17 protein-coding genes are annotated in these 19,942 nt (G+C 44.2%); 15 read left to right on the top strand and 2 right to left on the bottom strand.

Annotated features, from left to right (window positions below):
* Window positions 1-7: 7 nt before the first annotated feature.
* From uxuA to BLR82_RS09060, 7 genes are all read left to right on the top strand, one after another.
* On the top strand, window positions 8-1,099 hold the full coding sequence (gene uxuA, locus BLR82_RS09090; RefSeq protein ID WP_074598679.1) for a mannonate dehydratase: 1,092 nt from the start codon (window positions 8-10) through the stop codon (window positions 1,097-1,099).
* Window positions 1,083-1,931: an SDR family oxidoreductase gene (locus BLR82_RS09085; RefSeq protein WP_074598678.1), complete on the top strand. Its 849-nt coding sequence runs from the start codon at window positions 1,083-1,085 to the stop codon at window positions 1,929-1,931. The genes uxuA and BLR82_RS09085 overlap by 17 nt, the downstream gene beginning before the upstream one ends.
* A gap of 246 nt (window positions 1,932-2,177) precedes the next feature.
* Window positions 2,178-3,758 carry a glycoside hydrolase family 43 protein gene (locus BLR82_RS09080; RefSeq protein ID WP_074598677.1) on the top strand — a complete coding sequence of 527 codons (1,581 nt, stop codon included), beginning with the start codon at window positions 2,178-2,180 and terminating at the stop codon, window positions 3,756-3,758.
* A gap of 88 nt (window positions 3,759-3,846) precedes the next feature.
* Window positions 3,847-4,497 carry a ThuA domain-containing protein gene (locus BLR82_RS09075; protein WP_074598676.1) on the top strand — a complete coding sequence of 217 codons (651 nt, stop codon included), beginning with the start codon at window positions 3,847-3,849 and terminating at the stop codon, window positions 4,495-4,497.
* Window positions 4,498-4,521: 24 nt separating this feature from the next.
* Window positions 4,522-5,661, top strand: a complete 1,140-nt coding sequence (locus BLR82_RS09070) for a Gfo/Idh/MocA family protein (RefSeq protein WP_074598675.1) — start codon at window positions 4,522-4,524, stop codon at window positions 5,659-5,661.
* A complete protein-coding gene (locus BLR82_RS09065) occupies window positions 5,658-6,626 on the top strand; it encodes a sugar phosphate isomerase/epimerase family protein (RefSeq protein WP_074598674.1) in 969 nt (322 codons plus the stop codon). The genes BLR82_RS09070 and BLR82_RS09065 overlap by 4 nt, the downstream gene beginning before the upstream one ends.
* 23 nt (window positions 6,627-6,649) lie before the next feature.
* Window positions 6,650-7,789: a Gfo/Idh/MocA family protein gene (locus BLR82_RS09060; protein WP_074599085.1), complete on the top strand. Its 1,140-nt coding sequence runs from the start codon at window positions 6,650-6,652 to the stop codon at window positions 7,787-7,789.
* Between the two features lie 280 nt (window positions 7,790-8,069).
* Here BLR82_RS09060 and BLR82_RS09055 read toward each other — a convergent pair whose 3' ends face one another.
* Complete coding sequence (locus BLR82_RS09055) at window positions 8,070-9,260, bottom strand: ROK family transcriptional regulator (protein ID WP_425440893.1); 1,191 nt, start codon at window positions 9,258-9,260, stop codon at window positions 8,070-8,072.
* A 144-nt stretch (window positions 9,261-9,404) separates the two neighbouring features.
* Between BLR82_RS09055 and BLR82_RS09050 the strand changes: the two genes are divergently transcribed.
* The 3 genes from BLR82_RS09050 to BLR82_RS09040 all read left to right on the top strand — a co-directional run bounded on the left by BLR82_RS09050 (window position 9,405) and on the right by BLR82_RS09040 (window position 12,810).
* Complete coding sequence (locus BLR82_RS09050) at window positions 9,405-10,706, top strand: extracellular solute-binding protein (protein ID WP_074598673.1); 1,302 nt, start codon at window positions 9,405-9,407, stop codon at window positions 10,704-10,706.
* A gap of 382 nt (window positions 10,707-11,088) precedes the next feature.
* Window positions 11,089-11,967, top strand: a complete 879-nt coding sequence (locus BLR82_RS09045; protein ID WP_074598672.1) for a carbohydrate ABC transporter permease — start codon at window positions 11,089-11,091, stop codon at window positions 11,965-11,967.
* A 21-nt stretch (window positions 11,968-11,988) separates the two neighbouring features.
* Entirely contained in the window at window positions 11,989-12,810 is an 822-nt protein-coding gene (locus tag BLR82_RS09040; protein ID WP_074598671.1) for a carbohydrate ABC transporter permease, read from the top strand.
* A gap of 249 nt (window positions 12,811-13,059) precedes the next feature.
* Here BLR82_RS09040 and BLR82_RS09035 read toward each other — a convergent pair whose 3' ends face one another.
* Window positions 13,060-13,662 (bottom strand): YesL family protein, encoded by a 603-nt coding sequence (locus tag BLR82_RS09035; RefSeq protein WP_074598670.1) that lies wholly within the window; start codon window positions 13,660-13,662, stop codon window positions 13,060-13,062.
* A gap of 263 nt (window positions 13,663-13,925) precedes the next feature.
* Here BLR82_RS09035 and xylA point away from each other — a divergent pair, with 263 nt between their 5' ends.
* The 5 genes from xylA (at window position 13,926) to BLR82_RS09010 (ending at window position 19,553) form a co-directional block, all read left to right on the top strand.
* Window positions 13,926-15,251: a xylose isomerase gene (gene xylA / locus BLR82_RS09030; protein WP_074598669.1), complete on the top strand. Its 1,326-nt coding sequence runs from the start codon at window positions 13,926-13,928 to the stop codon at window positions 15,249-15,251.
* A 33-nt stretch (window positions 15,252-15,284) separates the two neighbouring features.
* A complete protein-coding gene (gene xylB / locus BLR82_RS09025) occupies window positions 15,285-16,784 on the top strand; it encodes a xylulokinase (protein WP_074598668.1) in 1,500 nt (499 codons plus the stop codon).
* 400 nt (window positions 16,785-17,184) lie between these two features.
* Entirely contained in the window at window positions 17,185-17,367 is a 183-nt protein-coding gene (locus BLR82_RS09020) for a cold-shock protein (protein ID WP_074598667.1), read from the top strand.
* A 268-nt stretch (window positions 17,368-17,635) separates the two neighbouring features.
* Window positions 17,636-19,156 carry an aldehyde dehydrogenase gene (gene adh, locus BLR82_RS09015; RefSeq protein ID WP_074598666.1) on the top strand — a complete coding sequence of 507 codons (1,521 nt, stop codon included), beginning with the start codon at window positions 17,636-17,638 and terminating at the stop codon, window positions 19,154-19,156.
* 34 nt (window positions 19,157-19,190) lie between these two features.
* The gene (locus BLR82_RS09010) at window positions 19,191-19,553 is read left to right on the top strand and encodes a DUF779 domain-containing protein (protein WP_074598665.1); all 363 of its coding nucleotides are present in this window, start codon (window positions 19,191-19,193) and stop codon (window positions 19,551-19,553) included.
* The last annotated feature ends 389 nt before the right edge of the window (window positions 19,554-19,942 follow it).

Here is a 19,942-nt window from a genome sequence, read left to right as displayed (position 1 = left end):
TGTGAAGATGAAAATGGTATTTCGCTGGTTTGGCGAAGGAAACGACAGTGTATCGTTAAAACATATCAAACAGATACCGGGGGTTGAGGGCATTGTATGGGCGTTGCATGATCTGCCGGCAGGAGAGGTATGGCCCCTGGATCGAATTCAGGAAGTGAAAAACCAGGCTGAACAGCATGGTTTTCATATAGATGTAGTGGAAAGCGTGAATGTCCATGAAGATATAAAACTGGGATTGCCATCAAGAGATACGTATATTGATCATTATATCCAAACAATCGAGAATTTGGCCGCAGCAGGAGTAAAGGTTATATGCTATAACTTTATGCCAGTTTTTGATTGGACACGGACCGAATTGTTTCGCCAGCATGAAGACGGCTCGACGGCATTGTATTTTGAAAACGAGAAAATCCGGAATTTGGATCCATTGGAGCTTGTAGAGACGATTTCCAATAATGCTGCCTATACGATGCCGGGGTGGGAACCGGAAAGGCTTCAATATTTAACCAAGCTTTTCGACCAGTATCGTGGAATGACAGAATCAGACTTGTGGGATAACCTGCAATACTTTTTAGAAAAAGTAATACCAGTAGCGGAACAGCACGATATCAAGCTGGCTATTCATCCGGATGATCCACCCTGGTCGGTATTCGGGCTTCCGAGAATCATCACCAGTCAGGAAAATATCAGGCGGCTTCTCGGTCTGGTGGATAGTCCAGCAAACGGAGTTACGTTATGCAGCGGTTCTCTCGGTGCCAATCCAGCTAACAATGTCGCTGACATGGTCCGGGAATTTGCCGGCCGCATCCATTTCGCCCATATTCGTAACGTCAAGGCAATGGACAATGGCAGCTTTATCGAAACCTCCCATCGTACTTCCGATGGATCCGTCGATATTTATGACATTGTCAAAGCGTATCATGAAACAGAATATACGGGGTACGTCAGACCTGATCACGGAAGGCATATTTGGGATGAAGCATGCAGGCCGGGCTATGGACTGTATGATCGTGCACTCGGCGTGATGTACTTATGGGGCATATGGGATTCATTCGTACGGACAAGAAAGGAGGATAATCTTTATGCTTCCAGTAAATGACAATTTAACAGGGAAGGTTGCCGTGATCACCGGAGGCAGTGGCGTGTTATGCAGCGCAATGGCTCGGGAACTTGGCAGGCAGGGAGTGAAAGTTGCCATTCTCAACCGGCAGATTGAAAACGGGAAGAAAGTAGAACGGGAGATTGTGTCGGCAGGAGGACAGGCGATGGCTGTCGCCTGTGATGTTCTAGACCGACAAAGCGTGGAACGTGCAGAGGAATTCATCCGTGAAAAATTCGGCGTATGCGACATTTTGATCAACGGAGCAGGCGGAAATCATCCGGAAGGAACAACCACAAAGGAAAACTTTCAAGTGGAAGATTTAGAAAGCAACGATTTGCTGACTTTTTTTGATTTAACGATCGAAGGCTTTCAGTATGTATTCAATTTGAACCTGGTCGGAACGGTGATCCCCACCCAAATCTTTTCGAAACAAATGGCCAACAGAAAAGGTGCCACTATCGTCAATATGTCTTCTATGAGTGCGCCTTCTCCTATGACGAAGGTGCCGGCGTACAGTGCAGCCAAAGCTGGTATTAACAATTTCACCCAGTGGCTGTCTGTACATATGGCCGATGTCGGAATCAGAGTGAATGCTATCGCTCCCGGCTTTTTCTTGACGGAGCAAAACAAAAATTTATTAACGAACAGCGATGGATCATTGACGGAAAGGTCGAACAAAATATTGTCTCAAACTCCGATGAAGCGGTTTGGAGAACCGGAAGACCTGCTCGGCACCTTATTATGGCTGGTGGATGAAAATCTGTCCGGGTTTGTAACAGGTACCACTATACCGGTTGATGGAGGCTTTATGGCATATTCAGGTGTTTGATATAAGGAGAAGTTCTGCCGGTGAATTTGCCCCGGCAGTTTCATCTTTTATCAAGCGCAGGCGTTTTGTATCCCCTTTAAATGGCGTACTTTATTTCTAGAGATCCCCCTCCCCCTGTTAATCAAGAATAGAAAAGATAGGACATGATAGTTGCAACTATGCTAAGATAAAGGTGGTTAGTTTATCCGTTGAACAAAGGGGTAGGAATTTTTGAAAACGGTAACAAAATGAGAGGAGGGGAATGGCATGCAGATAGACAACCCAATCCTTCCCGGTTTTCATCCAGATCCGTCGATCCTGCGTGTGGGGGATGATTTCTACATAGCAGTATCAACATTTGAATGGTTTCCTGGAGTGCAAATTTATCATTCGAGGGATTTACTTCATTGGGAGCTGTTAACTCATGCGCTCACAAGGGATTCTCAGCTTCAGATGATTGGCAATGTTAATTCCGGTGGAGTATGGGCGCCTTGCTTAAGTTATTCAGATGGTGTCTTTTATTTACTATTTACTGATGTGAAAAGCCGAAAAGGAGCCTTTAAAGACACACATAATTATTTGGTGACAGCCGAAAAAATTACCGGTCCGTGGTCAGAACCGATATACCTGAACAGCAGCGGCTTCGATCCTTCTCTGTTTCATGATGAGGATGGGAAAAAGTGGCTGCTCAATATGATTTGGGATCATCGAAAAGGGAAGAATTCCTTTGCCGGCATCGCCCTGCAGCAATTTTCCTTAGAAGAAAACAAACTGGTTGGGCCCGTTTGGAATATTTTCTCCGGAACGGAACTGGGAGCTACAGAAGCACCCCACCTATACAAAAAGGATGGCTATTATCATTTAATGACTGCTGAGGGCGGAACCAGTTATGATCATGCTGTCACAATGGCTAGATCGGAATCCATAACTGGTCCATATCAGCTAGATCCGGGAAATCCAATTTTGACTTCGGATAAAAGCAAGGTTGATGAGCTTCAAAAAGCGGGTCACGGAAGCTTAGTTGAAACACAAGCCGGTGAATGGTATCTTGCCCATCTTTGTGCACGTCCAGTTACCAACAACAAGTGTATTCTTGGAAGAGAGACGGGCTTGCAAAAATGTTACTGGACAGATGACGGCTGGCTTCGAGTAAAAGGTGGACCTAATCCGCAATGGCTGGTCTCTGGACCGGACATAGAATTGGCACCGGTCGAGTTAGAAAGCAACCATGATGACTTTCAAGAAAAAGAGTTGAAGCGTTATTGGAACGCTTTAAGACAGCCTTTTTCCGAGGAGTGGCTTTCGTTAAAGGAAAGAGATGGTTATCTGCGGTTGAAAGGGGGAGAATCATTAAGCTCCCTGCATCGCCAAAGTTTGTTAGCCCGCAGGCTGGAAAGTTTTCATATTACCGCCGAAACCGCTGTCGATTTCCAACCGGAAACTTTTCAACAAATGGCCGGATTGATTGTGTACTATGATACAGATGACTATGTTTATCTAAGGATTAGCCATGATGAACAACTGGGGAAATGTCTCGGAGTTCTTTATACTAAACACGGCATTTATGATGAACTGCTGCCAGAAGATATTGCACTCCCAGAAAAATCGCTTTATTATCTTCGAGTCGAGATACACAGGGAAAATCTACAATTCTCTTATTCTCTGGATAAAAAAACATGGAATGTAATCGGACATGAAGTAGATTTCAGTCATCTGGCAGATGATGCAACTGAATTGAATTCACTTCGCTTCACAGGAACGTTTGTCGGTATGTGCTGCCAGGATTTAAGTGGAGGAAAACACGTTGCCGACTTCGACCACTTCATTTATACCGAACTGGACAACTAAACAGGTTCCCAACACACCATGAGAATCATTGGCATACCGCTTGTGTATATTCCTGGTGTGTTTTTCTATAGGAAGGCAGGTAAATAACATGAAAAAAGCATTGATATTCCAAGGCGGCTGGGAAGGTCATGAACCGGCTGAAGTCGCAGAAATTTTAGCAGGTATTTTACAGGAAGAAAAATTCGAAGTGCAAACCACCGGTTCGTTAAAGACGTTGGAACAAGAAAATTTAAATGGTTATGATTTGATCGTTCCCAACTGGACGCAGGGAGAAATTACGAACGAGCAACTCAGGCCTCTGTTGGAAGCAGTGGAATCCGGAACGGGCCTAGCAGGTTTGCATGGTGGGATGGGAGACTCCTTCCGTAAGGCAACCGACTATCAATTCATGGTCGGTGGACAATGGGTGGCCCACCCCGGCAACGATGGCGTGGAATACACCGTTCAGATCAAGGACCCGGGTCATCCACTAACCCATGGCATGAAGGATTTCACAGTAGTTTCAGAGCAATATTATATGCACGTGGATCCAGCAGTGAATGTACATGCGGTCACTACCTTTCCGGTGGCAAACGGACCGCATGCAGGTAATGGAAAAGTAGACATGCCCGTCGTCTGGACGAAAAAATGGGGGAGCGGGAAGGTGTACTACTGTTCTCTTGGTCATATAGCGGAAATTGTCAGGGTGCCGGAAGTGACGGAGTTGATGCGGAATGGGTTTAATTGGGCAGCAAGATGATAGCAGAAAGGAAAGGTGATCGGGATGGGAAAATTGCTGGCAGGTATAATCGGCTGTGGCAACATCAGCAGTATTTATTTTAAAAATTTGAAAATATTCGAGGGGTTGGAAGTCGTTGCCTGCGCAGACCTGGATATCGAGCGGGCGCAGGCAAAAGCGGAAGAATATCATATCCCTCATGCCTATACGCTGGAAGAACTCCTGGCAGATCCTGCTATAGACTTGGTGATCAATCTGACGATTCCCGCTGTCCATGCTGAGGTGGCACAAAAGGCGTTGCAGGCAGGCAAGCATGTGTATGGAGAAAAACCGCTTGCTGTCAGCAAGGAAGACGGGCGGATGGTACTTGAAACAGCCAGTAAAAAAGGACTTTACGTGGGTAATGCTCCCGATACCTTTTTAGGTGGCGGTCTACAGACTTCCCGAAAATTACTGGATGATGGTTGGATTGGGAAGCCTGTTTCGGCCGTTGCCTTCATGATGGTGCCTGGACATGAGCGTTGGCATCCGGATCCCGCCTTTTACTACCAGGAAGGTGGCGGGCCGATGTTTGATATGGGTCCTTACTACCTGACCGCTCTGACATTTTTATTGGGTCCGGTGAAACGGGTGACCGGATCTGCCAGCATCACTTTTCCGGAGCGTACCATAACTAGTGAACCAAAATACGGAGAAAGAATCCAGGTGAAGACTCCTACACAGATAAATGGTGTCATGGACTTTTCCAACGGAGCTGTTGCATCGATCATTACTAGTTTCGATACTTGGCACCATCAGCTGCCGCACATCGAAATTTATGGTACAGAAGGCAGCATGGTCGTTCCGGATCCAAATACATTTGGAGGCCCCGTGTTTCTCAGAAGACACGATCATAAGCAGTGGACAGAAGTACCGTTGAGCCACGGCTTTACGGAAAACAGCAGGGGGATTGGCGTGGCGGAAATGGCTCATTCTATACTGACTGGAAGGGAATCGCGAGCGAACGGCGAATTGGCTTATCACGTTTTAGAGGTCATGCATGGTTTCCTCGAGTCATCGGAACGCGGGGAGCATGTATCCATGTCCAGCAGCTGTAAGCAGCCGGATTTATTACCTACAGGTGTATCGCGACAAAATTTTGACGCAGTGATGTCTACCATGATAGCGAAGGAGAGTGGAGAATGAAACTGGGTGTTTTTGCTGTATTATTTGGCGACCGACCATTGGAAGCTGCGCTTGATAAAATAGTGGAAGCGGGGTTGCAAGCGGTAGAAATAGGTACTGGAGGTTATCCGGGCAATACGCATTGTCAACCAGATGAATTGTTGGGGGATGCAGATAAGTTAGACCGGTTTAAACGGACAATTGAGAACAGAGGGCTTACCATCAGTGCGTTGAGCTGTCACGGCAATCCGCTGCATCCTGATAAAGAAATAGCGGAAACCCATCATCAGCAGTTCAGGGACACAGTTCTATTAGCAGCTAAATTGGGGGTGGAAACAGTAGTCACTTTTTCAGGATGTCCAGGTGAATCAGCACATTCCCGTTCACCTGTCTGGGTTACCTGTCCGTGGCCGGAAGATCATGCACGTGTTTTGACGTGGCAATGGGAAGAAAAGGTCATTCCTTACTGGAAAGAGCAAAGTATATTCCTTCAGGAACACGGTGTAAGAGTCGCAATCGAACCACACCCAGGTTTTGTCGTTTACAACAACGAAACGGCATTACGTTTGCGGAATGCATGCGGTGATAACATTGGAGTGAATGTCGACCCTAGTCATTTGTTTTGGCAGGGGGTGGATCCTGCTGCAAGCATTCGAGAACTGGGACGCCATGACGCCATATACCATTTCCACGCTAAAGATACGGCAGTCGATAAAACAAACACAGCGACAAACGGGGTGCTTGATACCAAGCCGTATAGCGATGAAATAAACAGATCATGGATTTTCCGGACTATTGGTTATGGCCATGGAGAACAGTGCTGGAAGGAAATCATCAGTGAATTGCAACTGGCCGGGTATTCAGGAGCTGTCAGTATTGTACATGAAGACAGCCTGATGCCCGTTGAGGAAGGCTTCCACAAAGCAGTGGACTTCCTGCAGCGGGCGTTGATCAAGGAGAAAGCAGGTGATATGTGGTGGGCCTAGCAAAGCAGGAGATCAACATCGGGATGATTGGTTACCAGTTCATGGGCAAAGCACACAGTCATGCTTACCGGGATATTCCCTTCTTTTTTGATTCCGAAGCGAAACCGGTACTAAAGGCGCTGGCTGGCAGAAATGAATCGAAAGTTAACAAAGCTGCAGAGAAAATGGGCTGGGAATCGACTGAAACGGACTGGAGAAGACTGATTGAAAGGGAGGATATCGATGTTATTGATATCGTCACGCCTAATCATACCCATGCCGAAATGGCAATAGCAGCAGCCGAAGCAGGTAAACATATCATCACGGAAAAACCGCTGGCTCTTACATTGGAGGAAGCAAAAGCAATGTACCGGGCGATCCAAAAAAACAAGGTCGTTCATATGGTCTGCCATAATTATCGTTTCGCACCGGCTGTCCAGTATGCGAAGCGGTTAATAGAAGACGACAGGTTAGGACGGATTTATCATTTTCGGGCAGATTATCTACAAGATTTTATTATGGATCCTTCTTTTCCACTTGTCTGGAGGCTGAAGAAAGAGGTATCCGGGTCAGGCGCACTTGGGGACATCGGCGCCCATAGTATTGACCTTGCCCGTTTTTTGGTTGGGGAAATATCGGAATTGGTCGGTACCATGGAGACTTTTGTGAAAAAAAGGCCTCTTGGAGAAATGGCTGGGGGACTGAATGCGGAAGCTGCAAAGGATCAATACGGAGAAGTGACGGTGGATGACGCCGTTGCTTTCCTGGCGAAGTTTTCCAACGGTGCTCTCGGCACTTTTGAAGCAACGCGGTTCGCCGGTGGAAATCGCAACAAAAATAAGTTGGAAATAAACGGGGAAAAAGGGTCGGTTCGCTGGGATATGGAAAACATGAACCTATTGGACGTTTATTTGACGGACGATGAACCAGGCTTGCAAGGGTTCCGGACCATCAACTGTACAGAGGAGGAGCATCCGTACGTCGGGGTATATTGGCCGCCTGGACATATTATCGGGTATGAGCATACGTTTATCCATCTTTTATATGAATTTCTGCAAGGAATAGCGAAGGAATCGCAGCCATCTCCCAGCTTTCTCGACGGGGTAAGGAATCAGGCAGTACTGCAAGCGGTAGAACAGTCTGCGGAAAGCAGGAGATGGGTGAAGGTCGAACAGTTTGACTAAGGATCTGTTCGTGTCATTTGTTCGATCGCTGCAGATAGTATAAACCAGTCCAAACCTTTCGTGAGATCTGGAATCACGACGGAAAAACACGATGCTTGAAGTCTAGATCCTTTTATAAAGCGCATGAATATTCAAAGTAACTAAAAATGATAACGCTTATGAACCAGTTGTAATTGTATATCCCACAGAGGAAACATCCGCGAGTTTTTTTTGGGGAAACAGACAACAAAAAAAGCAGTTCAACGACAGACCTTCGCTGAACTGCTTTTTTTATTTTGACTTATACAACCTGATTTTGTAAATCCACCTTGAAAAAGTTTTCGACCGAAAAAGCGGCCACTCCAAGTGCTGTAGAATGAGTCGATAACTCCGAGAATTGAATTTGTAAGTCTTTTTGCTGAAACCATAAAGTTTGATTTACCATCCTGCTGATCAGCGGATCACGTAGCCATTTTTTCGCAGAAGCCATTCGATTTCCGATTATCACCTGCTGTGGATTGAAAATATTAATGATATTGTTTAATCCGACGCCCAAGTAATCACCGACCTGTTCAAACAGCCGGATGACCTGTTCATCGCCGTCATCGGCCAGTTTGGAAAGGTTCTCGAGAGTTGGCTGGTCTGGAGCATCAGGTAGTTTAGCAGCATTACTTAATAATGCCTGTTCGGCAGCATAAAGTTCCCAGCAGCCTTTGTTCCCGCAACGGCACTTCTTTCCGTCGACCTCGATCGTCATATGCCCAAGTTCTCCAGAAAAACCATTATTGCCTTTATAGAGCGACCCATTCAGGATTAACCCGACACCGATACCGATTCCTGCGCTGACGTAAATAATATCTTCTAGATCTTTTCCTGCTCCAAATCTCTTCTCCCCGTAAGCACCGGCATTCGCTTCATTCTCGATAACGACTGGTACCTGGTACTTCCTTTCCAGGACGGCCTGCAGGTGGATATTTTTCCACTCCAGGTTAGGAGCTAGCAGGATTTCTCCGGTATTGCTTACTGTACCTGGGACCCCTACTCCAATTCCGACGATCCCATATGGACTTGGCGGTGCTGCATTGGTCAAGTAATCAATGATATCAAACAGCTTCACCTTAATTTCTTCATAGGTTAAGTCGGTGTAAGACTCACGTTTTTCATCACAAATATTTCCTTGTAAATCGGTTAGTACACCGAGCAGGTAATTGACACCGATATCAATGCCGATTGAATACCCTGCAAGCTGGTTAAAGAGCAGCATAACAGGTCTTCTTCCGCCGCTTGAAACGCCCGGTCCCGATTCTGATATCAATTGCTCTTCTAACAATTCGCTCACCAGCGATGAAACAGTTCCTTTATTAAGACCGGTACGGTTGGCTGTTTCAGCCCGGGAAATAGGTGAATGATCTTTGATTGTTTCAAGCACAAGAGACTTATTCCCTTTTTTTACTACATGTTGATTCCACGTTTGATTCATCGTCAATTTCATTTCATCATCTCATTCTTCCTTTTCTTCTAAGTTTACCACATTCAAGGAATAAAAATAAACTTTGTTTATTCAGTAGACAAACAAGGTTTGTTTTGGTATATTGATTACAGAAGTTGTATTATCCAGAAAAGAGGGGGTTTACCAATGGTAAAAAAGAAAGCGATTTCATTGTTGTCTGCTGCTTTTGCTTCGGTGTTGTTGATGGCTGGCTGTTCAGGTTCTGGAGACTCAGCAAGTGGTGATTCTGGGGAAAAGACGATTGAATTCATGCATTTATGGCCGGAAGGCAGTTCGAAGGATCACTACGAAATTGTAAATGAAATCATTGCCGACTTTGAGGAAGAGCATCCAGATGTCACTGTGGACATGGAAGTATTAAGTAATGAACAGTATAAAGATAAAATCAAAGTGTTGTCTTCCTCCGGGGAACTTCCGGATGTCGGGATGACATGGCCTGCAGGATACTTAGAACCATATGTAGAAGGGGAGATGTTCGCTCCGCTTGATGATGTCCTGAATGATGGATTGAAGGATGAATTTGTTTCAGGCACGACGGAAGCTTACCAAGTAGACGGTAATACTTACGGTCTTCCGCTTGAGCTTAATATTGCAACCGTTTTCTATAACAAAGCGATTTTCGAGGAATATGGTCTAGAGGCACCTAAAACATATGAAGAGTTCCAAAATGTCGTCGATACGTTGGTAGATAATGGTGTTGCTCCAGTTGCATTGGGCAACAAAGATAGATGGACAGGTTCGCTATGGTACATGTATCTTGCTGACAGAATCGGCGGTGCAGATGTGTTAAACAAAGCGATCGACCGTTCGGGCAGTTTTGAAGACCCTGCATTGGTTGATGCAGCCGCTAAAGTACAAGAACTTGTTGACAACGATACTTTCATTAATGGATTTAACGGCCTTGCAGACGAAGAAGCAAAGAGTATGTTTATGAACGAACAGGCAGCTATGTATCTAATTGCAACTTGGGATTTGCCGAATTACACCACCAATGAGGATGTACCACAAGAATTCCGTGATTCAGTCGGATTCTTTAATTTCCCTACGGTTGAAGGAAATGGAGACATGAACAGTTTTGTTGGCGGCCCTGGTGTTGGTTTGTTCGTTGCAGAAGACTCTGATGTAAAAGAAGAATCCATGGAATTTGTGAAATACTTTGCAGAAAACTGGGGTGAGAAATCTGTTACACAAGCTGGCGTTATTCCTGCCACGAAAGTGAACCCAGACGAAGTGGACCTGCCGGATATGTACTTGGATGTATTGGATGAGTTGAATAACGCGTCGAATATCACCTTGTTTGCAGATGTGCAAATGAGTCCGGATGTTGCTGAAGTTCATCTTGATATGATCCAGTCCCTATTTGGAGGCGAGGTGACACCAGAGGAATTTGCCAAGAAGCATGAAGAAGCACTCGCCAATGAGGAATAAGTAAGCGATATGGCCTCTCCATTATGGAGGGGCTTTTTCTATAAATGATCATAATGAATTAGTTGGTTAAACTTTGTTCATCCACTAGACAAACAGATGATAGTTTGCTATTCTAAAATGGAAACTAGTAGTAAGTTTCACAGTGGATAAGCCCTCAAGTTAAAGAATGAAAAAGTAAGCGATTACAAGATGGTGCTGTTGACTCTTTTCTGTGAAAGGATCTTTTCTTGAAGAGTTTTTATGAAAGCAGTTACAAAAATGGGTGGGGAGAATTGTGCTGCTCCTCCTTTATGGGTTGCAAGGCTATAAAAATGAGAGGATCGTTTTTTTACTGCTGTGGCATGTTTCCTTTCTATCTAATAAAAAGTAGGGGTTGAATGTTATGAACAAAGTGATGTCTAACAAGTTGATGATTGCGCTTTATGTATTGCCGGCGCTTTTGTTAATCGCAATATTGATATTTATTCCGTTAATCCTTACAGGTTACTACGGGCTGATGGATTGGAACGGTATCGGAAACATGGAATTTATTGGACTGGAAAACTACATAAATGGTCTGCAAGATCCAAAGTTTTGGGAGAGTGCTTATCATTCTTTCCTGTTAGCATTATTTTCTACCCTTAGTCTCGTTGTTTACTTGGCCATTTCGTTAATTCTTGCCTCGAAAATTAAAGGAGCCGATTTTCTAAGGAAAATTTATCTGATACCGATGCTGCTATCTTCTGTGGCGATTGCCCAACTTTGGATCAAGGTCTACAATCCGAACAATGGAATTTTGAACAGCATCCTGATGAAACTTGGAGTGGAAAATCCTCCTGCATGGCTTGCTGAACCATCGATCGTTCTCTATGCCATTTTCATCCCGATTCTTTGGCAGTACGCAGGCTTCTATATTTTGATTTATTATGCTGCTTTAAAAAATATCCCCGAGTCATTAATTGAAGCAGCTAAAATCGATGGAGCCACTCCTCTGCAAATTGCGTATAAAATCAAGTTGCCGCTTATTATGGGGGTCATTAAAGTGACCATCGTTCTAGCAATTGTAGGGTCGTTGAAGTATTTTGATCTTATTTACGTCATGACTGGAGGGGGACCGAATGGAGCAAGTGAAGTCATGGCCTCCTACATGTACAAACTGGCCTTCTCGACCAACGATTTTGGCTATGGAAGTGCTATTGGATTCCTGCTGCTGGTCATCACGCTTATTGTCACGGTCATAATTCGTAAGCTGACTGCTTCCGACGACGAATTACAATATTAGGAATCAAAGGAGGAACAACCCATGAATCGTATTGGATACACCATTCTTTACATTTGCCTTGGATTGGTTGCATTGTTTCAAATCTTCCCGATCATCTGGCTTTTCTTGTTTTCATTGAAGGATAATAGAGAAATATTTTCCGGTTCTCCTTTTGCTCTCCCGACTGAATTAAAGTGGGAAAACTATGCAAAGGTATGGGAAGGCGGAATCGGCGTTTACTTTTTCAATAGTGTATGGATTACCGGCCTGGCTATCGTTTTGACAGTACTGCTAGCAAGCATGGCTACGTTTGCGATTACGAGAATGAACTGGAAGTTGAGCGGTTTCGTATTAGGTCTGTTTATGGTCGGCTTGATGATTCCGATTCATTCTGCACTGATTCCGCTTTTCAGTATGTTTCTTAATGTCAACTTGATAGATCACCCGCTATCGATCGTGATTACCTATACGGCGTACAATCTACCAATCACGATGATGATTTTACTGGGCTTTTACTACACGTTGCCACGTGAAATCGAAGAAGCAGCCATTATTGATGGAAGTTCGATTCACCGGCTGTTTTTTCAAATCATTTTGCCGATGACAACGCCAATTATGTCGACGACGGTCATTATTAACATGATTTACAATTGGAATGAGTTTGTTTTTGTCAATACGTTTATAAGTTCAGATAAGTATAAAACGCTGACGGTCGGCATTCAGAACTTCATTGGTCAGTATATGACCGATTGGGGTGCAATCGGTGCTACGTTGATCATCAGCGTTCTGCCGATTCTGTTGGCATTCATCTTTTTCAGCAACAAGGTTGTCGAAGGGATATCTTCCAGTGCAGTAAAAGGGTAAGGAAAAAGACTGAAGCAAAAGCATAGAAAGCAAAAAACCGGACGATGATTCGAAATGCTGACATTCGAACTCGTTCGGTTTTTGTTTTAAAACAGTAGATAATTCCTTTAATAGAATCCCATATATACTGTTGTTTAGTATGTGTTTCACAGAGCTGCGACAAGGCGCCACTCGCTCTAAAATATATGCGTCCGACCTTTTTCCATAATTTATGGCGTGTTTTAAAAACTGCGTGTCCAGGTTTGAATGTTATCGTGACTTTGCGGCTATTTTGCGGAATGCATGCATGCTCATCCACATGGTGATAAAGGCATAAACACTTCCGCCAAAGATGAAGAACAGGGCGGGGAGGTACCGCATCACGGTAAAGGTACAAATAAGGCATACAACCATGAAAAAGGTACTGACAGGATTGACCAACATAATCAGAAAAGCATTTCGCAGCATTCCCGAAACTTTTAAATCGAAATGGACGAAAACAGGAAATAAGTAAAACACATAGAATATAAACAATAACATAAACGCAAATAGTGGAACGTAAGTCCATTCTAGTTCTGTCAATTGAATATACTGAATATCTATGTAAATCAACGCAACAATCAAACTGACGAATAAGCCAAGTAAATTGGATTTCCAAAAATCCTTTTTGTAATAGGACCAGAATGTAGACATCACTGGCAAAGAACTTTTACCCAGCAACCATTGGCGTACTAGGGCAAACATGGCGATGGTTGCCGGGAAAAAACCAAACAGGATCCCACCTGTAAGCGTAAAGAGTATCCATAACAAGTTGATATAAGCAAACCGCGTAATCCATTCTAACGTACTGTAAAGCGCACCGCCTGGATTCATTTATCGTTCCTCCATCTTAAATACTTGCATTTCTACCAAAAGGGAAGCATGTCCTGTTTTATTATCTCAAATTCCTAAAAATTTAGCATGTATAGATTCATTATAAACTTTGTTTATTTAATAGACAAACTAAAAGGAGATTGCTATAATAATGAATGAAAGCAGTTACAATTTCGAGACAGCTACATAACTATGCTGCTTTAAATTAAAGAGCGTAGTGTCGTCAGTTGCCTTATCATTCATGATAATAGGAGGTTTTCGAAATGGCTTATTTTACAGACATTAACAAAATCAATTTTGAAGGGGCAAAGTCAATCAATCCATATGCCTTCAAGTATTACAACCCAGAAGAAGTTGTCGGCGGTAAAACAATGGAAGAATACTTACGTTTTGCCGTGGCATACTGGCATACCTTCACGATGGATGGTTCTGACCCATTCGGTGCGGGTACAATGGTACGCCCTTGGGACAAATATAGCGGAATGGATCTGGCAAAAGCCCGGGTGGAAGCGGCTTTTGAGTTATTTGAAAAGCTTGGGGTCCCATATTTCTGCTTCCACGATGTCGATATTGCTCCAGAAGGAAATACACTGAGAGAAACAAACAAAAATCTAGATACCATCGTCGCGATGATCAAGGATTACATGAAAGACAGCAAAACAAAGTTGTTATGGAACACAGCCAATAACTTTACACATCCACGTTTTATTCATGGAGCAGCTTCCTCCAGTAGTGCTGATATCTTCGCTTTTTCAGCTGCAAAGGTGAAAAAAGGCCTTGAAATCGGAAAAGAACTCGGAGGCGAGAATTATGTGTTCTGGGGAGGAAGAGAAGGCTATGAAACGTTATTGAACACGGACATGAAGCTAGAATTGGATAATCTGGGCCGCTTCTTCCATATGGCAGTTGATTATGCCAAAGAAATTGGATTTGACGCCCAGTTCCTGATCGAGCCGAAACCGAAAGAGCCTACTACCCATCAATATGATTTTGATGTAGCGACAGGTTATGCATTCTTGCAGCGGTATGATTTGCAGGACCACTTCAAATTCAATATTGAGGCTAATCACGCAACATTGGCCGGCCATACGTTCGAGCATGAACTGCATTACGCCCGTGTCAACGGTATGCTTGGTTCTGTTGATGCCAACCAGGGTGACCCATTGCTTGGCTGGGATACGGATGAATTTCCGACAGACTTGTATTCTACTACACTGGCAATGTATGAAATCCTCAAAAATGGCGGTTTAGGTAAAGGCGGACTCAACTTTGATGCCAAAGTGAGAAGAGGTTCGTTCGAGCCTGAAGATTTGTTCCACGCTCATATCGCAGGTATGGACAGCTTTGCCGCTGGTTTGAAGGTCGCACAAAAGCTTCTTGATGACAAAGTGCTTGAAGATGTTGTGGAAAATCGCTATAAGAGCTACACCGAAGGAATCGGACAGGAGATTGTCAATGGTACGACTGATTTCCGTAAGCTTGAGGAACATGTGCTGGATAAAACTGAATTCAAGCATCAATCTGGTCGTTTGGAACAAATTAAAGCGACGATTAACCAATACTTACTGCAAACTTTTGCTGATCAGTAAGCCGATTGAATGGAAGAAGCGAGGTGGAAATCAATGAAGTATGTCATCGGAGTTGATTTAGGCACCAGCGCGGTGAAAATTTTGCTGGTAGATCAGCAGGGAAATGTAGTGCATGAAGTATCTAAATCGTATCCATTGATTCAGGAAAAAACCGGCTATAATGAGCAGGATCCACAAGTATGGGTAGATCAGACAGCTGCAGGGCTGTCTGATCTGCTAAGGGAAGCAGATGTGAACACGAGTGAAGTGGAAGGCATCAGTTTTTCCGGACAAATGCACGGACTAGTCCTTCTCGATAAAAATCACGATGTGCTGCGTCCTGCTATCTTGTGGAATGACACCCGGACAACAGAGCAGTGCCAACACATTTATCAGCAAGTTGGGGAGAAGAAGCTGCTTGAATTAACAAAAAATCCGGCGTTGGAGGGATTCACGCTTCCAAAATTGTTATGGGTAAAAGAAAATGAGCCGGAAATTTATGAACGAGCCAGTACGTTTGTACTGCCAAAAGATTACTTGCGTTATAAAATGACCGAGAAATTGCATATGGAATATTCAGATGCAGCCGGGACACTGCTTTTGAACATTGGAGAAAAGCAATGGAGCAAGGAAATTTGTGAAATGGTCGGGATCAGCGCAGAGCTTTGCCCTCCGCTGGTTGCATCAGATGAAGAAGTTGGTACCCTTACGGCAAGTTTTGCCGAAAGAACCGGTTTGAATCCATCCACGAGAGTCTTTGCCGGAGGAGCAGACAATGCCTGCGGGGCTATTGGGTCGGGCATCCTGGAAGACGGCAAGACGCTTTGCAGCATCGGTACGTCCGGCGTCGTTTTGTCTTATGAACAAGGCCCGGATAAAGACTTCCAGGGAAAAGTACATTACTTCAATCATGGAGTCGAAAACGCCTATTATACCATGGGAGTTACCTTGTCCGCCGGTCACAGTCTAAGCTGGTTTAAAGATGTCTTTGCCCCTGATGTTGACTTTGACGATTTACTGGCGGAAGTGGGGTCAGTCCCCGTCGGGGCAAACGGCTTGTTGTTCACTCCTTATTTGGTCGGTGAACGAACTCCGCATGCAGATTCGGCTATCCGGGGCAGTTTCATCGGAATGGACAGTTCTCATCGGCGTGATGACTTTGTGCGTGCTGTTATGGAAGGAATCACTTTTTCTCTGAATGAGTCCATTGATATTTTCCGCCGGAACGGTAAGCAAATCGATACAATCGTTTCGATAGGCGGTGGAGCGAAGAGTGAAGTGTGGCTGCAAATGCAGGCAGATATATTCGACGCGACGATCGTCAAGCTTGCCAGCGAACAAGGCCCTGGCATGGGTGCTGCGATGCTTGCTGCATATGGCTGCGGATGGTTTGATTCACTTTCCGCTTGTGCCGATCAGTTTTTACAGGAAGCGGCAACCTATCAGCCGAAACCCGAAAATGTAGAACGCTATCGGGAATTGTTTCAGTTATATAAAGCTGTTTACGGACAAACGGCGGACATTAATCATGAATTAATGCGCTATCGCAAATAGAAAAGGTCAAGACCGGCTTTTATGCTGTCGAGGTTTCCTCGGCAGTCTTTTTATTCGTATTTCCAAACCCACTTCAGATATAGGGACATGATAAACCACACGGAATAACGGGTAAAGGTTAATCTGTAAATCTCAAACTCTAAAAAAATAAAACCAGAGGTAGAAAAGCAATGCCCTGTTACCCATCATTTTAACGTGGCTTGTTGAATGGAAATAAACTGCGACGTAGTTTAATTTGCCTTCCCAACTTTCTGCATTTATTCGCAAGGGTTCCAGCTTCTGTATATCCGGGGTAGTAAAGGCTTTGAAAATAGAAAGTGCGAGGCTGCAACCTCTGTCCTATATTAATTTTCCATTAAATAGGGTATAATAAGGATAGAATCAGAAAGGGGATTAGATTATGGCTTATTACAACAACAAGAAAGAACCAGCCCCGGAAGTAGAAACAACTATTTGGTCTTGCACCAGCGAGGACTGTGCAGGCTGGATGAGAGAAGACTTTTCATTTGAAGAAACGCCGACTTGTCCGCTGTGCCAGTCAACGATGGAAAAAGAAACAAAAACATTACCACAAATTAAGTAATACCGGGCTGATACCAATCATCAAGGGAAAGCCTGGTTTATTTAATTGGCAGGAGGCGGGAAGTGCGATTTATTGAAGGCCTGTTGCTGTATGGAAACAGACTACTGGTATCATCGGTAGTCTGTTTTTTATGAATAATTTATTAAGATAAAAAGTTGGAATATTTGTAATAAAAAGATATCATTTGCTATACTTTATATAGAGCCAATGCCCCATGATGTTAACCTCATAAATGAAAGCGATTACAATTAATTGAGGAGGTTTTGCGATGCGGTATGAAACACCGAATACTCAGGGAGCAGTCGTGAATTTTAAAGAAAGGTATGGGAATTTCATCGGCGGAGAATGGAAGGAACCTGTCGGTGGGGAGTATTTCGATAACGTAAGCCCGGTAACGGGAGAAGTTTTTTGTCAGATCGCCCGCTCGTCAAAAGATGATGTGGAGCTGGCATTGGATGCTGCTCATGCTGCCAAGAGCAGCTGGGGAAAAACCTCCCCTGCAGAGAGGGCAGTAATACTTAATAAAATAGCGGATCGGATGGAAGATAATTTAGAGAAACTGGCTGTCGCCGAAACGTGGGATAACGGAAAAGCGGTCAGAGAAACCCTCGCAGCCGATATTCCCCTGGCGATTGACCACTTCCGGTACTTCGCCGGTGTTATCCGTGCCCAGGAAGGCAGTCTCAGTCAACTTGATGATGATACGGTTGCTTACCATTTCCACGAGCCGCTAGGAGTGGTTGGACAGATTATTCCATGGAACTTTCCGATTTTGATGGCAACGTGGAAACTTGCACCAGCACTTGCGGCGGGAAATGCAGTCGTTCTAAAACCAGCGGAACAAACCCCTGCGTCGATCCATGTCTTGATGGAATTAATCCACGATTTGCTTCCACCTGGAGTGGTCAATATCGTTAACGGTTTCGGTGTGGAAACAGGAAAACCATTGGCCTCCAGCAGTAGAATAGCTAAAATCGCTTTTACAGGTGAAACGACAACAGGTCGTTTGATCATGCAATATGCTTCAGAGAACATTATTCCAGTGACATTAGAGTTAGGCGGTAAGAGTCCGAACATCTTTTTTAAGGATGTAATGGATGCCGACGATTCTTTCCTGGATAAGTCAATTGAAGGATTTACGATGTTCGCTCTTAATCAGGGAGAAGTCTGTACGTGTCCATCCCGCGCCCTAGTACATGAATCAATTTACGATCAGTTTATGGAGCGGGCAATCAAACGGGTTAAAGAGATTAAAATCGGTCATCCGCTGGATACGGATACGATGATGGGGGCACAAGCGTCCTTAGAGCAAATGGAGAAGATTACCTCTTACCTTGATATTGGAAAGCAGGAAGGGGCAGAGGTGCTTGTCGGCGGCAGTAAAAACAATATGTCTGGGGAGCTTGCTAAGGGCTACTATGTAGAGCCGACGATTTTTAAGGGCAGTAACGAAATGAGGATTTTCCAGGAAGAAATTTTTGGGCCGGTTCTGTCAGTTACTACTTTCAAAGATGACGAGGAAGCCCTTAAAATCGCTAATGATACCTTATATGGACTAGGTGCAGGTGTCTGGTCCCGAAATATTAATACGGCATACCGATTTGGTCGTGAAATCGAAGCGGGTCGGGTATGGACGAATTGCTACCACCAGTATCCTGCCCATGCAGCCTTCGGAGGGTATAAAAAATCTGGTATCGGTCGAGAAAACCATCGGATGATGTTAGATCATTACCAGCAGACGAAAAACCTGCTCGTAAGTTATAGTACCGATCCAGCTGGACTGTTTTAATCCTCAACTGACTGCTTAGGAAAGGAGTGGAAGCATGATCGAGAAGGTGACCGCAACTGAGGAAGCAGCTGATTTGATTGAACGCTTGAAAAAACGTCATGGTCCACTGATGTTTCATCAATCGGGTGGCTGCTGTGATGGCAGTTCTCCTATGTGCTTTCCCCGGGATGAGTTCCGTGTCGGCAGCTCGGATGTACGACTCGGGGTAATTGAGGATACACCCTTTTATATTTCAAAGGATCAATATGAGTATTGGAAACATACTCAATTGATTATTGATGTTGTAGATGGGAGAGGAGGCATGTTTTCCTTGGAAGGACCGGAAGGAAAACGGTTTTTAACCCGTTCACGAGTATTTACAGAGAAAGAACGAAAGCAACTCGCAGAAGAAGGTTGACCAGAGGCGGGTACAAAAGCATAGCGGCGAAAGCAAGAACCGAACGATCTTAGCATTCGACTCGTTCGGTTCTTCTTTTTAAAATAATGATGTTTTGACTCCACCTTTGATGTTAGGGAAATTCCGCCTTGTGAAGGATGGTCTTGCCTTAAGCATTCTATGTGACATGAAAAACTGGACTATTTCGTTACTATTGTCAAAATTGGCGCTCGTCAAAATGCCAAGCAGAATAAGGCCATCTCTTGTTAAAGATCCCTCTAGTAAGCTTTTGTTCGAGAAACCGATTTCCTATTTCTTTTTAAAAAATGGTAAAAATTCTGAAAAAAATCTTGCTTTTGCCCAAATAACATAATATACTCAGTGTAGAAAGCGTTTACATATAGTTTTTC

The sequence above is a fragment of the Sediminibacillus halophilus genome (genome assembly GCF_900103695.1).
Taxonomy (GTDB): Bacteria; Bacillota; Bacilli; order Bacillales; family Amphibacillaceae; genus Sediminibacillus; species Sediminibacillus halophilus.
Note: the sequence above shows the minus strand (reverse complement) of the source record. Positions and strands in the feature narration are given on the sequence as shown.